General features: G+C 70.0%; 23 protein-coding genes. 8 read left to right on the top strand and 15 right to left on the bottom strand.

Annotation, left to right across the window (positions count from 1 at the left end; all coding sequences use genetic code 11):
- The first annotated feature begins 83 nt into the window (after positions 1 to 83).
- Entirely contained in the window at positions 84 to 989 is a 906-nt protein-coding gene (locus JUB13_RS14480) for an NAD(P)-dependent oxidoreductase (RefSeq protein ID WP_207480085.1), read from the top strand.
- A gap of 133 nt (positions 990 to 1,122) precedes the next feature.
- Here the strand turns inward: JUB13_RS14480 and JUB13_RS14475 are convergent, their stop codons facing one another.
- Both JUB13_RS14475 and JUB13_RS14470 read right to left on the bottom strand, forming a co-directional pair.
- A complete protein-coding gene (locus JUB13_RS14475) occupies positions 1,123 to 1,584 on the bottom strand; it encodes an NUDIX hydrolase (RefSeq protein WP_207480083.1) in 462 nt (153 codons plus the stop codon).
- Positions 1,581 to 3,143, bottom strand: a complete 1,563-nt coding sequence (locus tag JUB13_RS14470) for a CYTH and CHAD domain-containing protein (protein WP_207480081.1) — start codon at positions 3,141 to 3,143, stop codon at positions 1,581 to 1,583. Before JUB13_RS14470 ends, JUB13_RS14475 begins: the two co-directional genes overlap by 4 nt.
- Positions 3,144 to 3,471: 328 nt before the next feature.
- Between JUB13_RS14470 and JUB13_RS14465 the strand changes: the two genes are divergently transcribed.
- Positions 3,472 to 4,404, top strand: coding sequence for a hypothetical protein (locus JUB13_RS14465; RefSeq protein WP_207480079.1), 933 nt, complete (start codon positions 3,472 to 3,474; stop codon positions 4,402 to 4,404).
- Between the two features lie 159 nt (positions 4,405 to 4,563).
- Here the strand turns inward: JUB13_RS14465 and JUB13_RS14460 are convergent, their stop codons facing one another.
- The 12 genes from JUB13_RS14460 to JUB13_RS14405 all read right to left on the bottom strand — a co-directional run bounded on the left by JUB13_RS14460 (position 4,564) and on the right by JUB13_RS14405 (position 16,064).
- Complete coding sequence (locus tag JUB13_RS14460) at positions 4,564 to 5,538, bottom strand: isoaspartyl peptidase/L-asparaginase family protein (protein ID WP_207480077.1); 975 nt, start codon at positions 5,536 to 5,538, stop codon at positions 4,564 to 4,566.
- Between the two features lie 18 nt (positions 5,539 to 5,556).
- Positions 5,557 to 6,375 carry a M55 family metallopeptidase gene (locus JUB13_RS14455; protein ID WP_207480075.1) on the bottom strand — a complete coding sequence of 273 codons (819 nt, stop codon included), beginning with the start codon at positions 6,373 to 6,375 and terminating at the stop codon, positions 5,557 to 5,559.
- Positions 6,372 to 7,421 carry a DmpA family aminopeptidase gene (locus JUB13_RS14450; RefSeq protein WP_207480073.1) on the bottom strand — a complete coding sequence of 350 codons (1,050 nt, stop codon included), beginning with the start codon at positions 7,419 to 7,421 and terminating at the stop codon, positions 6,372 to 6,374. Before JUB13_RS14450 ends, JUB13_RS14455 begins: the two co-directional genes overlap by 4 nt.
- Entirely contained in the window at positions 7,421 to 8,308 is an 888-nt protein-coding gene (locus tag JUB13_RS14445; RefSeq protein WP_207480071.1) for an ABC transporter permease subunit, read from the bottom strand. The genes JUB13_RS14450 and JUB13_RS14445 overlap by 1 nt, the downstream gene beginning before the upstream one ends.
- The gene (gsiC, locus tag JUB13_RS14440) at positions 8,305 to 9,225 is read right to left on the bottom strand and encodes a glutathione ABC transporter permease GsiC (RefSeq protein WP_207480069.1); all 921 of its coding nucleotides are present in this window, start codon (positions 9,223 to 9,225) and stop codon (positions 8,305 to 8,307) included. Before gsiC ends, JUB13_RS14445 begins: the two co-directional genes overlap by 4 nt.
- A 75-nt stretch (positions 9,226 to 9,300) precedes the next feature.
- A complete protein-coding gene (locus tag JUB13_RS14435) occupies positions 9,301 to 10,830 on the bottom strand; it encodes a glutathione ABC transporter substrate-binding protein (RefSeq protein WP_328702935.1) in 1,530 nt (509 codons plus the stop codon).
- Positions 10,831 to 10,856: 26 nt separating this feature from the next.
- Entirely contained in the window at positions 10,857 to 12,764 is a 1,908-nt protein-coding gene (locus tag JUB13_RS14430; protein ID WP_328702934.1) for an ABC transporter ATP-binding protein, read from the bottom strand.
- Positions 12,765 to 12,775: 11 nt separating this feature from the next.
- Positions 12,776 to 13,621 carry a D-amino acid aminotransferase gene (locus JUB13_RS14425; RefSeq protein ID WP_207480067.1) on the bottom strand — a complete coding sequence of 282 codons (846 nt, stop codon included), beginning with the start codon at positions 13,619 to 13,621 and terminating at the stop codon, positions 12,776 to 12,778.
- On the bottom strand, positions 13,618 to 14,523 hold the full coding sequence (locus JUB13_RS14420; protein WP_207480065.1) for a MurR/RpiR family transcriptional regulator: 906 nt from the start codon (positions 14,521 to 14,523) through the stop codon (positions 13,618 to 13,620). Before JUB13_RS14420 ends, JUB13_RS14425 begins: the two co-directional genes overlap by 4 nt.
- A 457-nt stretch (positions 14,524 to 14,980) precedes the next feature.
- Positions 14,981 to 15,139, bottom strand: a complete 159-nt coding sequence (locus tag JUB13_RS14415) for a hypothetical protein (protein WP_207480063.1) — start codon at positions 15,137 to 15,139, stop codon at positions 14,981 to 14,983.
- Between the two features lie 260 nt (positions 15,140 to 15,399).
- On the bottom strand, positions 15,400 to 15,657 hold the full coding sequence (locus JUB13_RS14410) for a hypothetical protein (protein ID WP_207480061.1): 258 nt from the start codon (positions 15,655 to 15,657) through the stop codon (positions 15,400 to 15,402).
- Complete coding sequence (locus JUB13_RS14405) at positions 15,654 to 16,064, bottom strand: DUF962 domain-containing protein (RefSeq protein WP_207480059.1); 411 nt, start codon at positions 16,062 to 16,064, stop codon at positions 15,654 to 15,656. The genes JUB13_RS14410 and JUB13_RS14405 overlap by 4 nt, the downstream gene beginning before the upstream one ends.
- Positions 16,065 to 16,152: 88 nt before the next feature.
- On the opposite strand from JUB13_RS14405, the gene JUB13_RS14400 reads away from it, so the two are divergent.
- A complete protein-coding gene (locus JUB13_RS14400) occupies positions 16,153 to 17,169 on the top strand; it encodes an aspartate-semialdehyde dehydrogenase (RefSeq protein ID WP_207480057.1) in 1,017 nt (338 codons plus the stop codon).
- Positions 17,170 to 17,192: 23 nt separating this feature from the next.
- On the opposite strand, the gene pdxY is transcribed toward JUB13_RS14400, so the two are convergent.
- Positions 17,193 to 18,071 carry a pyridoxal kinase PdxY gene (pdxY, locus tag JUB13_RS14395; protein WP_456237112.1) on the bottom strand — a complete coding sequence of 293 codons (879 nt, stop codon included), beginning with the start codon at positions 18,069 to 18,071 and terminating at the stop codon, positions 17,193 to 17,195.
- Between the two features lie 78 nt (positions 18,072 to 18,149).
- Between pdxY and JUB13_RS14390 the strand changes: the two genes are divergently transcribed.
- The 5 genes from JUB13_RS14390 (at position 18,150) to JUB13_RS14370 (ending at position 22,643) form a co-directional block, all read left to right on the top strand.
- Positions 18,150 to 19,043 carry an HpcH/HpaI aldolase/citrate lyase family protein gene (locus JUB13_RS14390; protein WP_207480054.1) on the top strand — a complete coding sequence of 298 codons (894 nt, stop codon included), beginning with the start codon at positions 18,150 to 18,152 and terminating at the stop codon, positions 19,041 to 19,043.
- A 136-nt stretch (positions 19,044 to 19,179) separates the two neighbouring features.
- Entirely contained in the window at positions 19,180 to 19,569 is a 390-nt protein-coding gene (gene sdhC, locus JUB13_RS14385; protein ID WP_207480052.1) for a succinate dehydrogenase, cytochrome b556 subunit, read from the top strand.
- A gap of 7 nt (positions 19,570 to 19,576) precedes the next feature.
- Positions 19,577 to 19,960 carry a succinate dehydrogenase, hydrophobic membrane anchor protein gene (gene sdhD / locus JUB13_RS14380; protein WP_207480050.1) on the top strand — a complete coding sequence of 128 codons (384 nt, stop codon included), beginning with the start codon at positions 19,577 to 19,579 and terminating at the stop codon, positions 19,958 to 19,960.
- Positions 19,961 to 19,965: 5 nt separating this feature from the next.
- Complete coding sequence (sdhA, locus tag JUB13_RS14375; protein ID WP_207480048.1) at positions 19,966 to 21,756, top strand: succinate dehydrogenase flavoprotein subunit; 1,791 nt, start codon at positions 19,966 to 19,968, stop codon at positions 21,754 to 21,756.
- Positions 21,757 to 21,866: 110 nt separating this feature from the next.
- The gene (locus JUB13_RS14370; protein WP_207480046.1) at positions 21,867 to 22,643 is read left to right on the top strand and encodes a succinate dehydrogenase iron-sulfur subunit; all 777 of its coding nucleotides are present in this window, start codon (positions 21,867 to 21,869) and stop codon (positions 22,641 to 22,643) included.
- The last annotated feature ends 11 nt before the right edge of the window (positions 22,644 to 22,654 follow it).

Below are 22,654 nucleotides of genomic sequence, written 5' to 3'. Positions count from 1 at the left end.
AGTATCATACCATTTAGTCAGTACTTGCCGCAAGGATGGCACGTGTCCAGATAGCCAGAGGTCGACTTCAACGGAGTTGGAAAATGACCGACGTGACGATCCTGGGCCTGGGACAGATGGGCTCGAAACTGGCGGAGCTGTTGCTGGTCTCCGGGCGGAGCGTAAGCGTGTGGAACCGCAGCCCGAGGCCGACCCAGGTGCTGGCGGCAGCGGGCGCGGCTGCGCCGGAAACGGCCACGGCGGCGATTGCGGCGAGCCCGATCTCCATTGTCTGCGTATCGGACACCGCGGCCCTGCGCCAGGTCCTGGCCTTGGACGGGGCGGCGGACGCGGTGCGGGGGCGCCTGATCGTCGACCTCGGCACCAGCGGTCCGGAAGAGGTCCGCGAGACCCACGCATGGCTGACCGCGCGCGGTGCCCGCCACCTGGACGGCGCGATCCAGGCGGCTCCCAGCCAGATGGGGCAGCCAGACACGCCGATCCTCGTCGCCGGTCCCGCCAAGGATGTCCGCGAGGCCGAGCCGGTGTTGCGCGTGCTCGGCGGAAACCTGATCCATGTCGGCGAGAAGATCGACGCGGCGGCGTACATGGACCTCGCGACGCTGTCCTGGGTCTATGGCTCCTTCGCGGGCTTCCTGCACGGCGCGCGGGTCGCCGAGACCGTGGGTGTCGACGTCGGCGCCTACGGACGGCTGGTGCAGGACATCTCGCCGAGCTTCGGCGCGTTCTTCCGCCACGAGGGGGAGGTGATCCAGTCGGGCGACTTCACGATCACCGAGAGCCCGCTGCGGATTTCCATCCCCGCCGTCGCACGCATCCTCGGAACGTCGCAGGCACTGGGGTTGGACGAGGCCCTGCCGCTCCTGCTTGACGGCTGGCTGCGCCGGGCCGAGGCCCAGGGACTTGCCGACAGGGAACTGGCTGCCCTCATCCAGGTGCTACGCTCCCCCGCGCTGCCCTCGGTCCGCAGGGCGGCCGAAGCCGGTTGATCCCGGGGCGCGCGGCTCACCTGCGGCACGGCGGCGTCGGGGTCGAACGCGACAACCCTCCGATGCCGCCGCGACGCAGGCGAGAAGCGGCGTCACATCGGATGCAGGGGCCTGATAGTCCGATCCATTGTCATCAGGCCGGATGGTTCACGGCCCCGGCGTGGCCGCCCGAACGCGGCCGGAGCCAAAGCCGCAGCATCAGCGCCGCCAGCTTCCGCTTGCGGACCAGGAGCGCCGCCCGGCCCGGGCTGAGCCAACGCCGGCGCCGTTGATCCTGTTCCGGCCAGCTTTGGAGCTCTTCGGTGACGTTCAGAAGGAACACGGTGACATCCAGGTCGACGGACCGGCCGGACCTCAGCCGCTTCACGTCGCGATAGCTGCCGATCGGCTGCGGGGCGACCTCACCGCGGACTCCCGCCTCCTCGTATGCCTCGCGGGCGGCGAGATCGTGGGGTTCTACGCCCTCCTCAGCGCCGCCCTTCGGGATGATCCAGCGCCCCGCCCGGCGCGAGGTAATCAGGAGGACCTCCGGGTGCCCCTTGACCAGCCGGTATGGCAGAGCGGCGTACTGCCTGCGATCGCGATGGGGATTCATCGTGAGGCGGCCGGGCGGTCCCAGAACGGCTTGGCCTTCGAGAAATGCTCCCAGTCCGCCACGAGCTCCGGCTCCAGGTCGATCAGGCCGTGCGCGTGCCACCCCTGGACGAGACCGCCCCCGACCCAAAGCTCCGCAGCCTGCCCATCCGGGACATCCTGCGCCAGCGTCTCGACCAGGCGCCGCGCCGTCGCCACGTCGTTGAGGTGGCCAAGGGTCTGCTGCAGCGCACTCAGCTGCTTGAGGTAGCGATCGTAGGCGCGCCCCTCGTAAAGCGAGCGGAAGAACTCGCTGATATAGCGTAGTTTCTTGAGCGCGATCCGCAGCCGGTGGCGGCCTTCCGTGTCCATATCCGCGAACCCGGCGCCCCGCTTGCGTGCCTGCCGGTGGCGGCGGTCGAGCAGCACGTCCGCGTGTGCACGCACCGGCGTGAAGAGTCGCGCTGCGTCCTCGGACAGATCCTGGTGCCTCCAGCTGCGCGCCTCGAGCCATCGCCCGAGCCGCAGCACCAGGGCCGTGTAGCGCTGCGACCCGAGGCTCGCGCGCAGAGAGGCACAAGCGGCTTCGCGCGCGGCCGACGCAGCTTCGGCGACAAGCCCCAGACGCTGGTCGCCGGGCAGCGCCGCAGCGACCGGTCCCAGGAGCTCCTCGCCGAACACGTCCCAGTCGCGCACGGTGCCGAGCTCCGCCGCAATCCACCTCGTTTCGGCGGAGAGCCATTCGGCCTGATCGCGCGGCAGCATGCGGCGGAACAGAGAGACCGCCGAACGCAGGCGGCGCAGGGCGACCCGCATCTGGTGGATGCCTTCCGGCAGGCCCGCCTCCACCACGGCTCTTTCGTTGGCCATCATGTGGGCAAGGCAGTGACGGATGATGCGCTCCACCGCCTCCTCGGTGGTCGCTTCGGGCGGCAGGTCGAGATTGCCTGCCTTGACGACGGGCGGCACGCCGGGGGAGATCAGATCGTAGCCCCGGTCCGACTTGGCGCGGGTCTCGATTCGTACCGGGATGGCCTCCGCGATCCCCAGGGCCAAGTCGTATAGCGCCTCGGGACGTCCGACCTTCAGCTCCAGCTCCAGCTCGGCCACGGGTTCGCAGCGCCCGTCGGCCGTGCGGATCTCGCCCTCGTCGATCGCGACCTCGACCGAACCTCCGGGAAGGTCGAGGAGCCGCACCGCGCGCCGGACTTCGACCGAGAAGGCGGGCTTCAGCTCGGATGGCTCGACTCCCGCGAGCCGTGCGCGCCGGACCTCACCATCCAGCGCGACCAGGTCCGGCCGTCGCTCGGGCACCGGAACCTCCCACTCGGCGCGGTCGAACAGCGGCCCAGTCGACCCGTCCGCGGCCTTCAGCGTCTGAACGTGTGTCCCGTCCTGCGTGCGCACGCGCAGAGAAAGGCCGCCGCGCCGCAGGCGGCGGTCCTCCGTATCGAAATAGACGCTCTCGAGCCGCTTCGGGGCCCGCTCGGGCTGTCCCGCCGCGAGGGCGCGAAGCTCGGCCACCCTGCCGAGATCCTCGGGCTGAATGCGCAGCTTCAGCTCGATCTCCGTGTTCCCCATCACCTGTCCTCACGCACAACGCTTCTCCTGTCGGAGTGCCGGGGTGGGTGCTTCCGGGACAGGTACAACAGGGCAGGCAGCCGAGCATCCTGCTGCCCGCTGTCGCTCCTCGCTCGATCGGCTCGCCGCGCTTTGGTAGCCGACTGGCCCCTTTGTGCCCGTTGAGCGGACACAGCCTCGACCCGCGGACCGGCTCCTGCGGCAGCGCCATTCCGCTGTTTTCGAAGTAGCACAAACAGACTGATGCCGGATATTTCGTGCAGAGCAATGATGCGTAGAGCATCGCGCATTCAGGCTGATCGACAACCAGTCACCAAGGGAGGTTGTCATGCCATTCAAGATAATTGCGGGAACATTCCGGGTTGTGAACTACTCGCCGGACGGGGACTCCGTACGCTTTGGCCCGAACGTGCCGAGCTTTCTGGGAGACCTGTCCGGCCCACCTGCAAGCGTGAACCAGCGCGGCGACGTGCAGCTGCGCATCGAAGCCATCGACACGCTGGAGACGCATTACTCGGCCGCCGGCGGCGGCACCCTCAACCAGCCCCTGGATCTCGCGACCAAAGCCCGGCAACGCCTGCTCGACTTCGTCGGGATCACGGACGTCGTGTGGGACCGCCGCGGGATGAACGTGGTTTCGGCCCGCGATGGGACCGAGGGATACATCCTCTCCCGGGCCGTCGAGAAGTTCGGGCGCCCCGTTGCGTTCGTGTTCGCGGGCCCGCCGCCCGAGACCGACGGCAGCGAGGTGTTCCTGGACGAGGATCGGCTCCAGGCGAGCTACAACCATGTCGTGCTGGCGGAGGGGCTGGCCTATCCGACCTTCTACACGGGGCTGTTCGCGGACCTCAGGCGTGCGTTGGCGACAGCGACCCGACAGGCGCGGACGGCCGGACTGGGCATCCATGCCCGCGATGCCACCACCACCGGCTTCAACGCGACCTCCCTCTCGGTCGTGACGGACGATGCGGTGATCCTGCCGAAGCTGTTCCGGCGCATTGTCGAGCACATGGTCGGCGTCGGGACGGCGATCGGCTTCAAGGGGAGCCTCGCGGCCTCACGCGAGCCGGTCCTGGATCTCGCGACAGCCAATTTCACGCATTTCGACACCTTCGTGGAACAGGCGCCTGGCACGACCGCGATACGGCTGACCCGCGATCCGGAGGAGCTGGTGTTCGACGCCATGCCGTTGCGCCCCGCCAACCACTTCTCCGCCATGCTGTCGGGCGGACTGCAGGGCGCCGAAGACCCGCGGCGTTGACCGGCGCGTGGCCTTCGGCGAGAGCGCATGGCAGCCCTTGGCGGGCCATCGACGAGCGGCGCATGCGCTGGCGCGATGACGGCCTGCCCCGCTGCATTCCGCAGCGCAGGCAGGCCCGCCTGGACGCCGGAGGCCGATCGACGACGACTCGTCCCGGCCTCAGGTGCCGTGGCGCCGGCTGTCGGGGCCGGCCCCGACCAGGGGCCCGGCATAGATCCCGGTGCGCAGCCCCTCGGCATCGGCAATGCCGCGGTACATTCCGGAGCTGTTGAACGGCAGCGCGACGTTGCCCAGCCCGTCGACGGCGATCAGCCCGCCCGAGCCGCCGACCGGCGCGATCTCGGCGACGATGGCCTCGGCCGCCTCGGCGAGGGACTGCCTGCCCCAGCGCATGCGCGCATCGATCTCGTGGGCCACGGCATAGCGGATGAACAGCTCGCCATGGCCGGTCGCCGAGACGGCGCAGGTCCTGTCGTCGGCCCAGGTTCCGGAGCCGAAGACGGGGCTGTCGCCCACGCGGCCGACGGCCTTGGCGGTCATCCCGCCGGTCGAGGTGGCCGCGGCGAGATGGCCCTTTGCGTCCAGGGCGACCGCCCCAACGGTTCCGTGCCGGCGCGCCTCGTCCCCATCGTCGGCGGCGCCGCTGCGGCGGCGCTCCAGCTCGTCCTGCAGCGCCTGCCAGCGCTGGTCCGTCCGGAACCACTCGGGCCCGCGGTGCTCGAGACCGATCTCGCGGCAGAATTGCTGCGCCCCCGCGCCGGCAAGCAGCACGTGATCAGACCGCTCCATGACGGCGCGGGCGGCCAGGACCGGATGGCGCGGTCCGAAGATCCCGGCGACCGCACCGGCCCTGCGGTCCCGCCCGTCCATGACGGCCGCGTCCATCTCCTGGCCGCCGGCGGCATTGAAGACGGCCCCCCGCCCGGCGTTGAAGAGCGGATTGTCCTCGAGCGACTTCACGGCCTCGACGACGGCGTCCAGCGCCTGGCCACCGCGGGCGAGGACGGCATAGCCCGCGCTCAGGGCGTCCCGCAGGCCGGCATGGTACTGGGCTTCCTTTTCCGGCGTCATGGCCTCGCGCCGGATGGTTCCGGCGCCGCCATGGATCGCCAGCACGGGACGGGGTGTGGGCATCTCAGGTCCTCAGGTGGATCAGCGGAGAAAGGCCGACATGGCCGAAATGGCGTTCATCCAGCCGATCGCGTCACCGACGGAAGCCGCGGGCAGCTCGAGCCGCAGCGCATCGATGCGCCGCGCCGGCGGCAGCACCGCCGCGAGATCGGCCAGCGAGGGATGGTTCATCTCGAATTCGAGGGTCAGCGGCGGTTCGATCACGAAGGGCTTCATCTCGCCCAGGCGGCGCAGAGCGCGCAGCGCCCCGTCGCGGATCGCCCGTCGCGCCGCAGCGACCGGAAGGTTGCGGCCGGCGCGGTTGCCCAGGGCCTGCTTGACCTCGACCAGCTCGGCCTCCGGGAAGAGGTCCCGGTTCTCCCGGGCGCAGCGGTCGTCCCCGGTGACCAGGGCGACGGGCACGCCCAGCGTGCCGGCATAGGCGCCGTAGAGGCCGGGCTCGCCGAGCTCGCGCCCGTTGATGCAGACGGCGCGGAAGGCGAAGCCGTTGGTCGTGTGGGCCAGGATCCCGAACCCGCCCGCACGGGCGTGATGCCCGATGCAGAAGACGGCGTCGAAGTCCGGCGTGAGCCCGGCGAACATGTTCAGCGGCTTCGGCTTGCCGAGGATCAGCTCCGCCGAGGCGTGCAGCGCCTCGGGCAGGAGGTTCGTCATGGGGCCGTGGGCATCGTTGACCAGGATCTCGCTCGCCCCGGCCTCCAGCGCGCCCTCGATGGCGGCGTTGACCTCCTCGGTCATCAGGCGGCGCGCCCGCTCGTACTCGGTGTTGCCGGGCCGGCACTGCTCGGGCGAGACGACGCCCGCCACCCCCTCGATATCGGCCGAGACGTAGATCCTCATGGCGCCTTCCCCCTGTCGAGCCAGTCCGCAAGCGCCGGGCGCTCGTGCCCGTTCCTGCCGGTCGTGCGCGGCGCCGCGCAGAGCGCGTTCAGGACCGCCTCCTGGGTGGCCTCGGCGGCGGCCCGGAAGAGCAGGTCGATCCGGCTCTCGTTCAGGACACGCACGGAGACGATGTCGCCGGGCTCGTCGTGGCGGATGCGGCATGCCGTCGTGAAGGCGAGCGCGATGTCGCCGCTGCCGTGGCCCCAGAAGGCGCCGAGGCGCGCCAGCCCGGCGCCGCCGCGCCGCGCGATGCGGCGGAGCTGCCGCGATTCCAGCGGCACGTCGGTCGCCATCACCAGGATCACCGAACCGCGCTCGCCCTGGGCCGCGTCGGTCCCCGGCGGAACGGGGCGGCGGCCGTCCGGAAGCACCAGGTCGCCCGGGCGGCCGAAATTGGCGAGCGCCAGCACCCCGAGGTGGAACCCGCCGCCGTCGAGGTCCAGGCTCCGGGAGGCCGTCCCGATCCCGCCCTTGAAGCCGAAGGCGCTCATGCCGGTGCCGGCCCCGACCGCCCCCTGTTCGACGGCGCCGCCGGCGGCGCGGGCCAGCGCCTCGGCGGCGTCGGCCTCGGTCAGGGCCAGGGCCTGGATGTCGCTGAGATAGCCGTCGTTGCACTCGCAGACGACGGGGTTCACCGTCGCCGTCTCCCGCCCGATGTCGGGGTTGGCGGCGATGGCGTGGCGCACCAGCGCGTTGAAGCCGGTTCCGACCCCGAAGGTATTGGTCAGCAGGATCGGGGTCTCCACGGCGCCGAGCTCCTCGACCTGGATCAGGCCGGCGCTCTTCCCGAAGCCGTTGATCACCTCGACCGCGGCGGGGACCTTGTCGCGGTAGAGGTTGCCGCCATGGGGCAGCACCGCGGTGAAGCCGGTGCGCAGCTCGCCTTCCATGCGCGTGCGGTGCCCCACGAGGACGCCGGGCACGTCGGTGATCGCGTTGAGCGGCCCCGCCGGCATGGTGCCGCAGGCGAGGCCGAAATCGCGGGCCAACCTGGTCCCCGGCATCACAGGCGCTTCAGTTTGGGGTCGAGGGCGTCGCGCAGGCCGTCGCCGAGGACGTTGAAGGCCAGGACGGTCACAAAGATTGCGAGCCCCGGGAAGACCGTCACATGGCTGGCGACGCCGATATAGCTGCGCCCGTCCGCGAGCATGGCCCCCCATTCCGGGCTCGGCGGCTGCGCCCCCAGCCCGATGAAGCTGAGGCTCGCCGCCGTCAGGATCGCGGTCCCGATGCGCATGGAGAAGTAGACGATCACGCTCGGGAGCGTTCCGGGCAGCAGGTGGCGCAGCATGACCATGCGGTTGCGCACGCCGATCGCCCGCGCGGCATCGACGTAGACGGCCTGCTTGAGCGCCAGCGTCGAGCCGCGCACCAGCCGCGCGAAGACGGGCACGCTGAAGACCGCGACCGCGTAGATCACGTTGTCGATGCCCGGCCCGAGGATCGCGATCACGCCGATCGCCAGCAGGATGCCGGGAAAGGCCAGCAGCACGTCGCAGCTCCGCATGATCGCGGAATCGACCCACCGGCCGTAGAAGCCGCTGATCAGGCCGAGGGCGACGCCGACGAAGCCGCCGAGCGTCACGGACAGGAAGCCGACCGCGAGCGAGATGCGGGCCCCGTAGATGATGCGGCTGAGGATGTCCCGGCCGTAGGCGTCGGTTCCGGCCCAGTGGGCGGCGGAGGGGCCTTCGAGGATCCGCATGTAGTCCGGCTCGGCCGGGTCGTACGGCGCGACCAGGGGGGCGCAGAGCGCGACCAGCGCGAGGACGAGCAGGAACGCGCCGGCGAGGATCGCGAGCCTCTCGTGCCGGAACCGGCGCAGGAACTCCCGCCAGGGGCTGCGGACGGGCCGCGCGGCCGCGGAGGCCAGGTTTGCGGCGGCAGTCATTTGTAGCGGATCTCCGGGTTCGCGAAGGCGTAGAGCACGTCGACCGCGAGATTGATCAGGATGAACTCCAGCGAGAAGAGCAGGATCTCCGCCTGGATCACGGGATAGTCGCGGTAAGAGACGGAATCCACGAGAAGCCGCCCGAGGCCGGGCCAGGAGAACACCGTCTCGACGACGATCGAGCCGCCGAGCAGGAAGCCGAACTGCAGGCCTACCATGGTGATCACGGGGATCAGGGCGTTGCGGAGCGTGTGCTTCCAGATCACGAAGCGCTCCGGCACGCCCTTGGCGCGGGCGGTGCGGACGTAGTCCTCGCGGGCGATGTCGATGAAGGCGGAGCGCGTGAAGCGCGCCATCACCGCCGCGACGCCCAGCCCCAGCGTCAGGGACGGCATCAGGAAGTGCTGCCAAGTCCCGTAGCCGCCCGTCGGGAGCCAGCCGAGCTGCACCGAGAAGGCGTCGATCAGGAGCAGGCCGAGCCAGAAGGACGGGAATGAGATCCCCGAGACCGCCAGCAGCATGCCGGTGTAGTCCTGCCAGCGCCCGCGCTTCACGGCCGACAGCACGCCGATCAGCAGCCCGACGACGGTCGCCCAGGCCATGCTGGCGACGGTCAGCCAGACCGTCGGCATCAGGCGCTCGCCGATCTCCTCGCTGACCGGACGCCGGGTCTTCAGCGAGATGCCGAAGTCGCCCTGCACGGCATTGCCGAGGAACACCGCGTACTGCTCCCAGACCGGGCGGTCGAGGCCGAGCGCCTGGCGGACGGCGGCGACATCCTGCGCGGTGGCGTCGGGGCCCGCGACCAGCCGCGCGGGATCGCCGGGCAGAAGGTGCACGAAGGCGAAGACCAGCAGCGATATCACGAGGATGACCGGCACGGTGCCGATCAGGCGTCTGATCAGGTAGTTGAACATGTACTCATCCAGAAGGTCGGCATCGTCCCCGCCCCGGGCTCTGCGGGAGCCCGGGGCGGGGACGTTCGGTCCCGATCAGTCCTTGAAGGAGGCTTCCTCGAGCGAGAAGCCGCGATCGGGCAGCATGTAGACGCCGCTCAGGCCCTTGCTCTGCGCCGTCAGGAGCTGGTTGGTGCCGAGGAACACCCAGGGCGCGTCCTGCCAGATCTGCTTCTGCGCATCGGCGTAGAACGCCGCCCGCTTCTCCGGATCGGCGGTGCCGATGGCGCTGACGATGGCCTTGTCGACGGCGTCGTTCCGGTAATAGGCGACGTTGAACATGGCCGGCGGGAAGCTGGTGCTCGCCAGGAGCGGGCGCAGCGCCCAGTCCGCGTCACCGGTCGAGGACGACCAGCCGGCGAACTGCATCCTGACGGTTGCGTCCTCGGGCTTGGACACGCCCCAGACCCGCTGCGCCTCGACGCCGGCCTCGAGCGGCTCCACCTTCACCTTCACCCCGACCTGCGCGAACTGCTGCTGCAGGAACTGCATCGCGCGGATGGCCGTGGTGTTGTTCTTCCCGAACATCTCGGTCTCGAAGCCGTTCGGGTATCCCGCCTCGGCCAGCAGCGCCTTGGCCTTCTCCAGGTTGAAGGCGTAAGGCTCCTGCTGCTTGTAGAACTGCAGCAGGGACGGCAGCGGCGAGTCGGTGGGATCGCAGTAGCCGGACTCGACGACCTTGCAGTAGGCCTGCTTGTTGACGGCGTAGTTCAGCGCCTGGCGGACACGGACGTCGTCGAAGGGCTTCCTCATGGTGTTCATCGCCACGTACCAGGCGACGATCGAGGGCCGCTTCACGACTTCGAGGTTGGGGTTGCGCTCGGCGACCGCCACCATCTCCGGCGGCAGCGGCGTGACGAACTGCGCCTCGCCCGCCTGCAGCATGGCGATGCGGCTGCCGTTCTCGGGCACCGAGCGGATGGTGACGCCGTCGACCTTGGGCAGGCCCTGCTTCCAGTAGGTCTCGTTGCGTTCGGTCTCGAAGGTGTCGGCGGCCCAGCGCTTGAACTTGAAGGCGCCGGTCCCGACCGGGTTGCGGCCGATCTCCTTGCCGTACTTCTCCAGCGCGGCCGGGCTGATGATCATCGCGCCGGGATGGGCGAGGTTGTTCGGGAACGCTCCGAAGGGCTCCTTCAGCAGCACCTTCACGGTGTAGGGATCGACGACCTCGACCCGGTCGACCATGGACACGAGGCTGCGGCGGGACAGGCGGTTCTCGGGATTGGCGAGGCGCTCGATATTGACCTTCACCGCCTGGGCGTTGAAGTCGGTCCCGTCGTGGAACTTGACGCCCCGGCGGAGATGGAAGGTGTATTGGGTCGCGTCGGGGCTGGCCTCGAAGCGCTCGGCCAGCAGCGGGACCAGCTTCATGTCCCGGTCGAAGCCGAAGAGACCCTGGTAGACCGTGCGCAGCGAGGTCTGCGACAGCGTGTCGTTCACGTTGGCGGGATCGAGGCCGGTCAGGTTGTCCTGCACGCCGACGACCAGCGTCTTGGCCGATACCGACGTCGGGATCGCAGCCAGCGCGACGATCGCGCAGGCCGTCATCAGTTCCTTGATTGCCACTTGCGTCTTTCCTTCTTGCCTTGGCTTCACGCGAAGTCGCCCACCCTGTGCCGGGCGACGAAATGTCCGGGCGCGACCTCCACCAGCCGCTGCCACTCCGGCTCGTCCCCGACCCGGCGCATCGGGCTGGGGACCTCGCCTTCGAGCAGCGGACGGTCGCGGTCGCGCCGCGTCGGGTCGGGGACCGGCACCGCCGCCATCAGGCGGCGGGTATAGGGATGCTGGGGGTTCTCGAAGACGGCCTGGCGCGGCCCGAGCTCGACGATCTGGCCGAGATACATCACCGCGACGCGGTGGCTGACGCGCTCGACTACGGCCATGTCGTGCGAGATGAAGAGATAGCCAAGCCCGCGCTTCTCCTGGAGATCCATCAGAAGGTTGACGATCTGCGCCTGGACGGAGACGTCCAGCGCGGCCACGGCCTCGTCCGCGATCACGAGCTCGGGCTCGGATGCCAGGGCGCGCGCGATGCAGATGCGCTGGCGCTGCCCGCCCGAGAATTCGTGCGGATAGCGCTTGGCATGGTCGGGCGACAGGCCGACATCGACGAGCAGCTTGGCAACGCGCTCCTCGACCTCGCTCCCCGTGGCGAGGCCGTGGGTGATCAGCGGCTCCGCGATGCTGAAGCCGACCGTCAGGCGCGGGTTGAGCGAGGCGTAGGGGTCCTGGAAGATGTACTGGATCTTCCGGCGCATCCGGAAGCGCTCTTCCCGGGACATCGAGAAGATGTCGCTGCCCTTGAACCGGATCGCCCCGGAATCGGCCTCCTGGATCTGCATGATGGTCCGGCCGGTCGTCGACTTGCCGCAGCCGGACTCGCCGACGAGCGCGAGGGTCTCGCCGGGGCGCAGGTCGAAGCTGACGCGCTCCACCGCGTGCACGCGGCCGGCCAGCCGGCCGAAGAGCCCGCGGCGCACCTCGAAGCGGGTGACGAGGTCGCTGACCTCGAGGAGCGGCTGCCTCCCCGGCCTGACCGTGTCCTGGATCCGCTCGGCGCCCGGCGCGACGCCGTCCGCGGCCGTTCCGTCCTCCATCCGGAGCGCAGGGAAGCGCCGCGGCAGCGGCTGCCCCGCAAGGCTCCCGAGGCGCGGCACGGCGGCCAGCAGGGCGCGCGTGTAGGGGTGCTGCGGCCGGGCGAAGACGTCCTCGACCGTGCCCTCCTCGACCTTGCGGCCGCCATTCATCACGAGAACGCGGTCCGCGACCTCGGCCACCACCCCCATGTCGTGGGTGATGAACATCACGGCCATGCCCATCTCGTCCTGCAGGGTCCGAATCAGGCGAAGGATCTGGGCCTGGATCGTGACGTCCAGGGCGGTGGTGGGCTCGTCCGCGATCAGCAGGCTCGGCCGGCAGGACAGCGCCATGGCGATCATCACGCGCTGGCGCATGCCGCCCGAGAGCTGGTGCGGGTGCCTGTCGAGAAGCCGGCGAGCCTCCGGGATGCGGACCTTCTGCAGCATCGCCAGGGCTTCCGCCCGCGCCTCGCGCCGGCTCAGCCCCTGGTGCAGCATCACGGCCTCGGCGATCTGGTCGCCGATGGTGAAGACCGGGTTCAGCGACGTCATCGGCTCCTGGAAGATCATCGCGATCTCGTCGCCGCGCGTGGCGTTCATCGCAGGCAGCGACTGCCGCGCGAGGTCGCGACGCCGGCCGTCCCGGCCGTTCAGCCACATGGAGCCGGCCGCGATGCGCCCGCCGCCGAATTCGACGAGCCGCATCAGGCTGAGGGAGGTCACGGACTTGCCCGAGCCGGATTCGCCGACGATGGCCAGCGTCTCGCCGCGCTCGATCCTGAAGCTCAAGTCGTCTACGGCGCGGAACGCGCCGTCCTCGGTCGGGAACTCGACGGTCAGGCCCTGTACGTCGATCAGCGGCACGGCCGGGGCTGCAAGCGGCGATGCGGCGCTCGTGGCGGCGTTCATGGCTGACATGGTCTCGGGGATCATCCGCGGTTGATCAGGGCATCGAAGGCGCCGCGGATGCGCCGCCAGACGGGGCCGGGCCGCCCCTGGCCGACCGCCGCGCCGTCGAGCGAGACGACGGGCGCGACCTCCTTGGTGGTGCTGGTGACCCAGACCTCGTCCGCGGTCCTCAGCTCGTCCAGGGTGACGTCGCGCTCCTCGACGGTCAGGCCTATTCCGCGGGCGATGCGCAGGACGACCTGCCGGCTGATGCCGTCGAGGATCCGATGGTCCGCCGCGGGCGTGACCACGCGCCCCTCCCGGACGATCAGGACGTTGCTGGAGGAACACTCGGTGACCAGCCCGTCGCGGTGCAGGATCGTCTCGAGCGCGCCATTCTCCTTGGCGAACTGGGCGGACAGGACCGCCGGCAGCAGGGCGATCGCCTTGATGTCGCAGCGCTGCCAGCGGATGTCGGGGGCGGTGACCGCGGCGAAGCCCGCGGCCAGCGCGTCGGGCTTCAGCCGAGACAGGGGCGATGCGAAGCCGAAGACCGTCGGCCTGGTGTTCGCCGGGAAGGCGTGGCCGCGCGTGTCCGGGGCGCCCCGCGTCACCTGGAGGTAGACCGTCGCGTCCGCGGCCCCGCAATCGGCGCGCAGGCGGCGCAGGACCTCGCCCAGCCGTTCGGCAGCGGGATCCAGCGCGATGCGCAGCGCCGAGAGGCTCCGCCCGAGACGCGCCAGATGGGCGTCGATCTCGAAGGGCTCGGTCCCGTAGAAGGCGACGACCTCGTAGACGCCGTCGCCAAAGACGAAGCCGCGATCCAGCGGCGAGACCTTGACCTGATCCAGGGGAGCGTAGCTGCCGTTCCAGTAAGCGAGCGTCATTCGGTATCCTCGATCCGGGCAGGCGCCGCCGCGGCGGGCCCGGCATTGTCGTCGACGAGATAGGGGTAGATGCGCTCGGTGAGCTCGGTCGCCTCGGCGACCGTCTGGCGCTGGCGCGTGAGCACCGCGGCGAGACCCTCGGCCATCGCCACGATCCCCGTGCTCGACGCGTGCAGGACCGGATGGCGGGCGCAGCCGAACAGGACTGCGTCGCAATAGGGAACCAGCGGCGAGGTCGGCGCGTCGGTGATGCCGATGACGGCGGCCCCCTGGTCGCGCAGCGTCCTGACCATCGAGACCGTCGACTTCGAGTAGCGCGGGACCGTCAACCCGATCACCACGTCGCCCGCCCCGATCCGCATGGCGTGCCGCATCATGCGCTCGGACCCGCCCCAGCCCGTGAGCAGGAGCTGTGCCCTGCAGAAGGGCGAGATGAGCTCCGCGGTGAAATCGGCGAGGGCCGCGCTGATGCCCGCGCCCACCAGCACGACCGTCCTGGCCGACAGGATCATGTCGGCGGCCTGCTGGCAGGCCTCGCCGCGCAGCATGTCCTCGCTCTCCGCGACGTTGGCAGCCGCGGCGCGCAGCGAGCTGACGAAGATCGCCGAGGGCTCGCGCGGGGCGCTCTCCTGGTCGCGGAGCTTCTCGATGGGGCCGATGGTCCGCCGGAACGCCTCGACCGAGCGCGCGCGGAACTCGGCGTAGCCCGCAAGGCCAAGCGAGCGGACGAACCGGTTGACCGTCGCGATCGACACGCCCGCCGACTTCGCGAGCTGCTCGATGCCCATGGTCGCCGATTGCAGCGGATGCTCGAGGATGTGGTCCGCAAGCTGCCCATGCAGCGCCGTCATCGAGGCCCGGTGCTGCAGGATCAGGGATATCAGGGAGCCGGAAGGTTCCATCGGGTCCGCATCGCCGGAAGATGATGTACTTTCTTTCTTTGGCGAACGCGAATGCAAGGTTTATTTTCATACGTTCGGCCGATGCGGCCGATGCTGCCGGCGGGCGATGCGTGGCCCGCGGGCGGCCCTTCGCGGGGCCGATGGCATCGTGCCGGATAGCCTGGTCCCGAGCCGTCGCCAAGGCGCGGCGGCTCAGGCGCAGGCCCGGCGAGACCGGCGTTCACGGCACAGGCCGCGTTTCATGGGCCGATCTGGGCGGACGCGCGCAGGGCGCGCCGCCACGGCGGCGGTCGCGGGCAGGGAAGGGGGCGGTGATCCCGGGGAACACGCTGGGGCTGGCACTCGCGGGCGAGGCGCCGCACGCCATGGCGTGGCCTTGCGAGGCCCGGGGGGGGGGGGCGCCGGGATCCCCGTGGTCGCGGACGCAGCCTGGCTGCGTCCGCTGCGGAGGGGCCGGTCAGGCCCGGGCTTCGGCTCCCGCCGGGGCCTTGTCGGCCAGGCCGCCCTGGCTGCTGCCCGCGGGCTGGCCGGCCTGGGGCTGGCGGGCCTGCTCCGCGGGCTCGGGATGATTTCGCGGGGGAAGTGCGGGGCCGGTGACGACGTCGAAATCGAACATGGGATCCTCCTGGGGTTCAGGAAGCCGCCCGGGGCAAAGAGTTCGACGTGTGACGGGTCTGCCGTGGAAATGCAGGTCGCGTGCTGATGCCGCCTCTTCGACCGGGCGGCTTCGGCATCTGCGACGGTGCGCGATCCTAGGCCGCCGGCTTAAACCGGCGGCGCCAATATCGGGACGGGCTGGTGCCCGGCATGCGGATCGCATCGACCATGCGCGGTACCATAGCCGATCATGCGGCCCCGGTCACGGGTATTTGGGGGTCACGGGTATTTGCGGGCGTTCTCGACCAGCAGCTGGTAGAGCTGGCGGATGAAGTCCTGCTGCTTCAGCCGCCCGAAGGGAAGGTTGTCGCAGGCGAAGTCCACCAGCGCGTCCGAGGCCTCGTTCGGGACGACCTCGTACCCGGCCTTGCGCAGGGCGCTGAGAACCGCGGCCGCCTGCTTGCCGTAGTCCTCGTTGAAGAAGCTCTTGTCGGCTCCGCGGATGGCGAGGGCGATGATTTCGCGGAGATCGCTCACGGCCGGCGCTCCGCGCCCGGCGAGGCATGGCGCCCCGTGCCCGGAGACGAGGGTCGTTCCGCGGCAGCCGTCCGCCCGGCCGGAATGCCGTGGCGCCGCAGCTCGGCATCCAGGCGCCCGCCCAGGAACAGGAAGAACATGCGCCAGTCGCTGACCAGCGACCACCAGGGATGGGTGAAGGTCGCGGGGCGGTTTCGCTCCACCGCGAAATGCCCGATCCAGGCGAAGAGGTATCCCGACACCACGGCGAGCAGGACCAGCAGCGGCTCGGCCGTCACCATGCCAGCGGCCAGCAGGACCAGCGCCAGCCCGGTGCCGAGGACATGGAGCAGGCGCGTCGCGGGCCGGCTGTGCTCGGCCAGGTAATAGGGCCAGAACTCCGCATAGGTCTGGAATCGACCGGCCATGACGACCTTCCCTCGCAGCGAGCCGCTCGCTTGCAATTCTCCAGTCCAGGCCATAAGTCAAGGGCCCTCTGTGAAAAGGAAGCCTCCCATGGGTTACAAGGTCGCCGTCGTCGGCGCGACCGGCAATGTCGGCCGCGAGATGCTCTCCATCCTCGCCGACCGGGAGTTCCCGGTCGAGGACGTGGCGGCGCTCGCCTCCGAGAAGTCGATCGGCAGCGAGGTGTCCTTCGGCGAGGACGACGTCCTGAAGGTGCAGGACCTCGCCCGCTTCGACTTCAAGGGCTTCGATCTCGCGCTGTTCTCGCCCGGGGCCAAGGTCTCGGCCCAGTTCGCCCCCCGCGCCGCCGCCGCGGGCTGCGTCGTGATCGACAACACCAGCCATTTCCGCATGGATCCCGACGTCCCGCTGGTGGTCCCCGAGGTGAACCCCGAGGCGCTGGCGGGCTTCCGCCGCCGCAACATCGTCGCGAACCCCAACTGCTCGACGATCCAGATGGTGCTGGCGCTGAAGCCGCTGCACGACCGCGCCCGCGTGCGCCGCGTCGTGGTCTCGACCTACCAGTCGGTCTCCGGCGCCGGGCGCGAGGCCATGGACGAGCTGTTCGGCCAGACCCGCGGCATCTACGTCAACGATCCCATCGTGAAGGAGCACTTCACGAAGCAGATCGCCTTCAACGTGATCCCCCACATCGACGCCTTCATGGAGGACGGCTCCACCAAGGAGGAGTGGAAGATGATGGTGGAGACCAAGAAGATCCTCGGCCCCTCCATCAAGGTCGCCGCCACCTGCGTGCGCGTGCCGGTCTTCCTCGGCCATGCCGAGTCCGTGAACGTCGAGTTCGACGAGCCGATCTCCGCCGAGGAGGCCCGCGAGCTCCTGCGCGAGTCACCGGGCATCGCGGTGGTCGACCACCGCGCCGACGAGGGCTACGTGACCCCCGTGGAGGCCGCGGGCGACGACCTGGTCTTCGTCAGCCGCATCCGCGAGGACATCACCGTCGAGAACGGCCTGCAGATGTGGATCGTCGCCGACAATCTGCGCAAGGGCGCGGCCCTGAACGCCGTGCAGATCGCCGAGGCGCTGATCCGCGACCATCTCGGCTGATCCCGGCCGTCGGGGCCGGCGGTTCAGCGCAGCGGATCGGCTTGGAAGCGGCGGGACGGCGCCACGAGCTGGTCCTGGGCACCGACGAGCTGCAGCTCGCGCGTGCCGGCGCGCCGGGTCGCATCGATCACGCCCCAGATCGCCGAGGCCGCGTGCTCCAGCGCGTCCCGGGGCGAGCCCGTCTCCAGCAACTTCGCAAGGAACAGTGCCGCCACGGCGTCGCCCGCGCCGTTCGGCGGCGGGTTCAGCGGCAGCAGGGGCGTCGCGATGATCCAGGCGCCCTGCGGCGAATCCAGAAGCAGCTCGATGGTGTCCGGCGGGGCGCCCTCGCGCACGAGCGAGGTGACGAGCACGTGGTGCGGACCCTGGGCGCGCACGGCGGCGGTCGCCTCCAGTGCCGAGGCGAGGTCGCCGACGGTGCGGCCAGACAGGGCCTCCAGCTCGAACTGGTTGGGCGTGATCACGTCGGCGGCCGGCACGGCGCGCTCCGTCATGAACTCGCGGATGCCCGGGCGCACGAAGAAGCCGCGTCCGACGTCGCCCATCACGGGATCGCAGCAGTACAGCGCCCCTGGATTTCCGCGGCGCACCCGGGCTACGGCGTCGAGGATCGCCTCGCCGAGGGCTGCATCGCCCATGTAGCCCGAGAGGACGGCATCGCACCCGGCGAGCCCGCCGCGCTGGTCGATGCCGTCGATGATCGCGGCCACATGCTCGGCCGACAGCACGTCGCCCGTCCAGGCGCCATAGCCGGTGTGGTTCGAGAACTGGACGGTGTTCACCGCCATGGCGTCGAAGCCAAGCCGCTGCAGGGGGAAGACGGCCGCGCGGTTGCCGACGTAGCCGTAGGCCACGTGGGACTGGATGGACAGGATCGACTTCATGGCCGCGGATGATGCCATGGACTGTCCTCGCGCGCACCGTCTATACCACTGGCGGGCGCGCAACCCAGACGCGCCGGTCCCTTGGGGAGACAGCCGATGGCCGCAACGCCCCGGCCCCGCCGCAGCGTCCTCTACATGCCGGGATCGAACCCGCGCGCCATCGAGAAAGGCCGCTCGCTGCCGGCCGATGCGCTGATCCTGGATCTCGAGGACGCGGTCGCGCCCGATGCCAAGGAGGCCGCGCGCGCCCAGATCGCCGCGGCGCTGACGGCCGGCGGCTTCGGCCCGCGCGAGCTGGTCGTGCGGGTCAACGGGCTCGATACGCCCTGGGGGCGCGACGACCTCGCCGCCATGGCGCGTGCGGGCGCCGATGCGGTGCTGCTGCCCAAGGTGGACGGGCCGGGCCCCGTGCGGGAGGCGGTGGCGCTGCTGGAGGCCAATGGCGCGCCGGCAGGGCTCGCTGTCTGGTGCATGGTCGAGACGCCACTGGGCGTCCTCAACGCGAAGGAGATCGCGGGCTCCAGCCCGCGCATGGCGGCGCTGGTCATGGGCACGTCGGACCTCGCCAAGGACCTGCGGGCGGCGCATACGCGCGATCGCCTGCCCATGCTGACCGCGCTGGGACTGTGCGTGCTGGCGGCGCGGGCGTACGGCCTCGCCGCGCTGGACGGCGTGCATCTCGACATCCAGGACGACGAAGGCTTCGCCTTCGCCTGCCGGCAGGGGCGCGAGCTCGGCTTCGACGGGAAGACGCTGATCCACCCGCGGACCATCGACGCTGCGAACGCGGCCTTCGCGCCCGACGAGGCCGAGATCGCCTGGGCGCGGCGGGTCGTGGCCGCCCATGCCGAGGCCATGGAGGCCGGCCGGGCGGTGACGCTGCTGGACGGCAAGCTGGTGGAGCTGCTGCACGTGCAGGAGGCGCAGCGCCTGGTCTCGCTGGCCGAGGCCGTGCGGGCGCTCACGGTGCAGCGCGGCGAAAGTCGGTGAACGGGACGGGAACATCTTCAGGGGGCGGCGTTGACTCCCCTGTCCTGCAGCGTTAGATCAGTCCGCGTTTGATCACAAGTGCTTGTGCCCGGCCGTACGTCCCTCCCCCCGCCGCGGCCCATCGAGGAAGACAGACATGGCAGGAACCGGCAGTCGGCCGCTCTCTCCTCATCTCCAGGTCTACCGTCCGCAGATCACCAGCGTCCTCTCGATCACCCACCGCATCACCGGCATCGGTCTCTCGGCCGGGCTGCTGCTGCTGGTCTGGTGGCTCGTGGCCGCGGCGACCGGGCCCGAGGCCTACGCCACCGTCCAGGGCTTCATGGGCTCCTGGCTCGGGCTGCTGCTGCTGTTCGGCTTCACCCTCGCCAACTGGTACCACTTCTGCAACGGGATCAGGCACCTGGTCTGGGATGCCGGTTACGGCTTCGAGATGCCGTCGGTCTATCTCGGCGGCTGGTTCGTGGTCGGCGCGGCGCTGGGCCTGACGGTCCTGACCTGGCTCGTCGCGCTGATCGTCTGGTGAGGTCGAGATGAACTCCTTCCGTACCCCCCTCGGCCGCGTCCGCGGTCTCGGCACCGCCAATGCCGGCACCCAGCACTGGTGGCAGGAGCGCGTGACCTCGGTCGCGCTGGTTCCGCTGACCCTGTGGTTCGTGATCGCCGTGATCGGCCTGATCGGCCAGCCCTGGGAAGCCGTGGCGCTGTGGCTCTCCAGCCCCCTCTCGGCGGTGCTGGCGGTGCTGTTCGTGGTGGTCTCCTTCTACCATGCGGCGCTCGGGCTGCAGGTGGTGATCGAGGACTACGTCCATTCCGAGGGCGCGAAGGTCGCCCTGCTGCTGGCGGTGAAGTTCCTCTGCGTGCTGCTCGGGACGGCCGGCGTCTTCTCCGTCCTCAAGATCGCTTTCGGAGGCTGAAGGCCATGGCGAACGCCTACAAGATCATCGACCACACCTATGACGTGGTGGTCGTCGGCGCCGGCGGCGCGGGGCTCCGCGCCACCTTCGGCATGGCCGAGAAGGGGCTGAAGACGGCCTGCATCACGAAGGTCTTCCCGACGCGCAGCCACACCGTGGCCGCCCAGGGCGGCATCTCTGCCGCGCTCGGCAACATGGGCGAGGACGACTGGCGCTACCACATGTACGACACCGTGAAGGGGTCGGACTGGCTGGGCGACCAGGACGCCATCGAGTACATGTGCCGCGAGGCGATCCCCGCGATCATCGAGCTCGAGCATTACGGCGTGCCGTTCTCGCGCACGCCCGAGGGCAAGATCTACCAGCGCGCCTTCGGCGGCATGACCGCCCAGTACGGCAAGACCCAGGCCTATCGGACCTGCGCCGCCGCCGACCGCACGGGCCATGCGATCCTGCACACGCTGTACCAGCAGGCGCTGAAGCACGATGCCGAGTTCTTCGTGGAGTATTTCGCCCTCGACCTGCTGATGGACGAGGACGGGGTGTGCCGCGGCGTGCTCGCCTGGAACCTCGAAGACGGCACGCTGCACCGCTTCCGCGGCCACATGACGGTGCTGGCCACGGGCGGCTACGGCCGCACCTACTTCTCCTGCACCTCGGCCCACACCTCGACCGGCGACGGCAACGCCATGGTGCTGCGCGCGGGCCTGCCGCTCCAGGACATGGAGTTCGTGCAGTTCCACCCGACCGGCATCTACGGCTCGGGCTGCCTGATTACCGAGGGCGTGCGCGGCGAGGGCGGGTACCTGACCAACAGCGAGGGCGAGCGCTTCATGGAGCGCTACGCCCCCTCGGCCAAGGATCTGGCCTCGCGCGACGTGGTCAGCCGCTCCATGACGATCGAGATCCGCGAGGGGCGGGGCGTGGGCCCCAACAAGGACCACATCCACCTGCATCTCGAGCACCTGGACCCGAAGATCATCCACGAGCGGCTGCCCGGCATCGCCGAGACCGCGAAGATCTTCGCCGGCGTCGACGTCACGCGCGAGCCGATCCCGGTGCTGCCGACCGTGCACTACAACATGGGCGGCATCCCCACGAACTACCGCTGCGAGGTCGTGCGCCCGACCGCGGACAACCCCGACGCGGTGGTGCCCGGACTGATGGCGATCGGCGAGGCCGCCTGCGTCTCGGTGCACGGCGCCAACCGGCTGGGCTCGAACTCGCTGCTCGACCTGGTGGTCTTCGGCCGCTCGGCCGCTATCCGCGCCGCCGAGGTGGTGGAGAAGGGCAGCAGCCATCCCGACGCCAAGCTCCCGGGCGAGGAGAAGGCGATCGAGCGGCTGGACCGCATGCGCAATGCCAATGGCAGCCTGCGCGTCTCGCACCTGCGGCTCGAGATGCAGAAGATCATGCAGAACAACTGCGCGGTCTTCCGCACCGGCGAGGTGCTGGAGGAGGGCGTCAGGCTGATGCAGGACGTCTGGGCGAAGCGGCCCGAGCTCGCGGTCACCGACCGCTCCATGGTCTGGAATTCGGACCTTGTGGAGGCGCTCGAGCTCGACAATCTGATGGTCCAGGCGGTGGCCACCATCAACTCCGCCGCCAATCGCCAGGAGAGCCGCGGTGCCCATGCCCGCGAGGACTTCTCCGAGCGCGACGACGAGAACTGGATGAAGCACACGGTGGTGTGGGTCGACGAGGCCGGCCAGACGAGGCTCGATTACCGGCCGGTGCATCTCTACACCCTCACCAACGAGGTGCAGGTGTTCCCGCCCAAGGCTCGCGTCTACTGACTCCTGCGCCGGGCGCGCTCCCCCGCGGGGCGCCCCCGGCCGCGACCTGACGCCCTCACCGAGGCCCGCGGCCGCAAGCCCCGCGGCCACCAAGGAAGAAGACCAATCCGATGGCTGAATTCGCGCTTCCCGCCAACTCGAAGGTCCAGCAAGGCAAGCGGGTCTCGACGGCGAAGGGCGCCAAGCGCGCCAAGAGCTTCAAGATCTACCGGTGGAGCCCCGACGACGGGCAGAACCCGCATCTGGACGAGTTCGAGATCGACCTCGACAAGTGCGGGCCGATGGTGCTGGACGCCCTCATCTACATCAAGAACGAGGTCGACAGCACCCTGACGTTCCGGCGCAGCTGCCGCGAGGGCATCTGCGGGTCCTGCGCCATGAACATCGACGGGACCAACACGCTGGCCTGCCTGAAGCCCATCGACGAGGTGAAGGGCGACGTCCGGATCTACCCGCTGCCGCACATGCCGGTGGTGAAGGACCTGGTGCCCGACCTGACCACCGTCTACGCCCAGTACCACTCCATCAAGCCCTGGCTCCAGGCGACGACGCCTCCGCCCTCGCGAGAGCGGCTGCAGAGCCCGCAGGAGCGCGAGAAGCTGAACGGCCTCTACGAGTGCATCCTCTGCTTCTGCTGCTCCACGAGCTGCCCGAGCTACTGGTGGAACGGCGATCGCTACCTGGGCCCGGCGATCCTGCTTCAGGCCTATCGCTGGCTCGCGGACAGCCGTGACGAGGCGACCGGCGAGCGGTTGGACGCGCTGGAGGATCCCTTCAAGCTCTATCGCTGCCACACCATCATGAACTGCAGCCGCACCTGCCCCAAGGGCCTGAACCCCGCCAAGGCGATCGCGGAGATCAAGAAGATGATGGTGGAGCGCCAGTAGGGCGCCCACCC

Source organism: Arenibaculum pallidiluteum, from assembly GCF_017355985.1.
In the GTDB taxonomy this organism is placed as follows: Bacteria; Pseudomonadota; Alphaproteobacteria; order Azospirillales; family Azospirillaceae; genus Arenibaculum; species Arenibaculum pallidiluteum.
The sequence above is the reverse complement of the archived record's forward strand: the minus strand, read 5'-3'. Positions and strand labels throughout refer to the sequence as shown.

Coding starts and splice junctions, on each gene's coding strand:
- JUB13_RS14480 (WP_207480085.1), top strand. CDS start 84: ATGACCGACGTGACGATCCTGGGCCTGGGACAGATGGGCTCGAAACTG.
- JUB13_RS14390 (WP_207480054.1), top strand. CDS start 18,150: ATGGCCGCAACGCCCCGGCCCCGCCGCAGCGTCCTCTACATGCCGGGA.
- JUB13_RS14475 (WP_207480083.1), bottom strand. CDS start 1,584: ATGAATCCCCATCGCGATCGCAGGCAGTACGCCGCTCTGCCATACCGG.
- JUB13_RS14420 (WP_207480065.1), bottom strand. CDS start 14,523: ATGGAACCTTCCGGCTCCCTGATATCCCTGATCCTGCAGCACCGGGCC.
- sdhD (WP_207480050.1), top strand. CDS start 19,577: ATGAACTCCTTCCGTACCCCCCTCGGCCGCGTCCGCGGTCTCGGCACC.
- JUB13_RS14460 (WP_207480077.1), bottom strand. CDS start 5,538: ATGCCCACACCCCGTCCCGTGCTGGCGATCCATGGCGGCGCCGGAACC.
- JUB13_RS14370 (WP_207480046.1), top strand. CDS start 21,867: ATGGCTGAATTCGCGCTTCCCGCCAACTCGAAGGTCCAGCAAGGCAAG.
- gsiC (WP_207480069.1), bottom strand. CDS start 9,225: ATGTTCAACTACCTGATCAGACGCCTGATCGGCACCGTGCCGGTCATC.
- sdhC (WP_207480052.1), top strand. CDS start 19,180: ATGGCAGGAACCGGCAGTCGGCCGCTCTCTCCTCATCTCCAGGTCTAC.
- JUB13_RS14425 (WP_207480067.1), bottom strand. CDS start 13,621: ATGACGCTCGCTTACTGGAACGGCAGCTACGCTCCCCTGGATCAGGTC.
- JUB13_RS14445 (WP_207480071.1), bottom strand. CDS start 8,308: ATGACTGCCGCCGCAAACCTGGCCTCCGCGGCCGCGCGGCCCGTCCGC.
- JUB13_RS14455 (WP_207480075.1), bottom strand. CDS start 6,375: ATGAGGATCTACGTCTCGGCCGATATCGAGGGGGTGGCGGGCGTCGTC.
- JUB13_RS14405 (WP_207480059.1), bottom strand. CDS start 16,064: ATGGCCGGTCGATTCCAGACCTATGCGGAGTTCTGGCCCTATTACCTG.
- JUB13_RS14450 (WP_207480073.1), bottom strand. CDS start 7,421: ATGCCGGGGACCAGGTTGGCCCGCGATTTCGGCCTCGCCTGCGGCACC.
- JUB13_RS14400 (WP_207480057.1), top strand. CDS start 16,153: ATGGGTTACAAGGTCGCCGTCGTCGGCGCGACCGGCAATGTCGGCCGC.
- JUB13_RS14415 (WP_207480063.1), bottom strand. CDS start 15,139: ATGTTCGATTTCGACGTCGTCACCGGCCCCGCACTTCCCCCGCGAAAT.
- JUB13_RS14465 (WP_207480079.1), top strand. CDS start 3,472: ATGCCATTCAAGATAATTGCGGGAACATTCCGGGTTGTGAACTACTCG.
- JUB13_RS14430 (WP_328702934.1), bottom strand. CDS start 12,764: ATGTCAGCCATGAACGCCGCCACGAGCGCCGCATCGCCGCTTGCAGCC.
- sdhA (WP_207480048.1), top strand. CDS start 19,966: ATGGCGAACGCCTACAAGATCATCGACCACACCTATGACGTGGTGGTC.
- pdxY (WP_456237112.1), bottom strand. CDS start 18,071: ATGGCATCATCCGCGGCCATGAAGTCGATCCTGTCCATCCAGTCCCAC.
- JUB13_RS14470 (WP_207480081.1), bottom strand. CDS start 3,143: ATGGGGAACACGGAGATCGAGCTGAAGCTGCGCATTCAGCCCGAGGAT.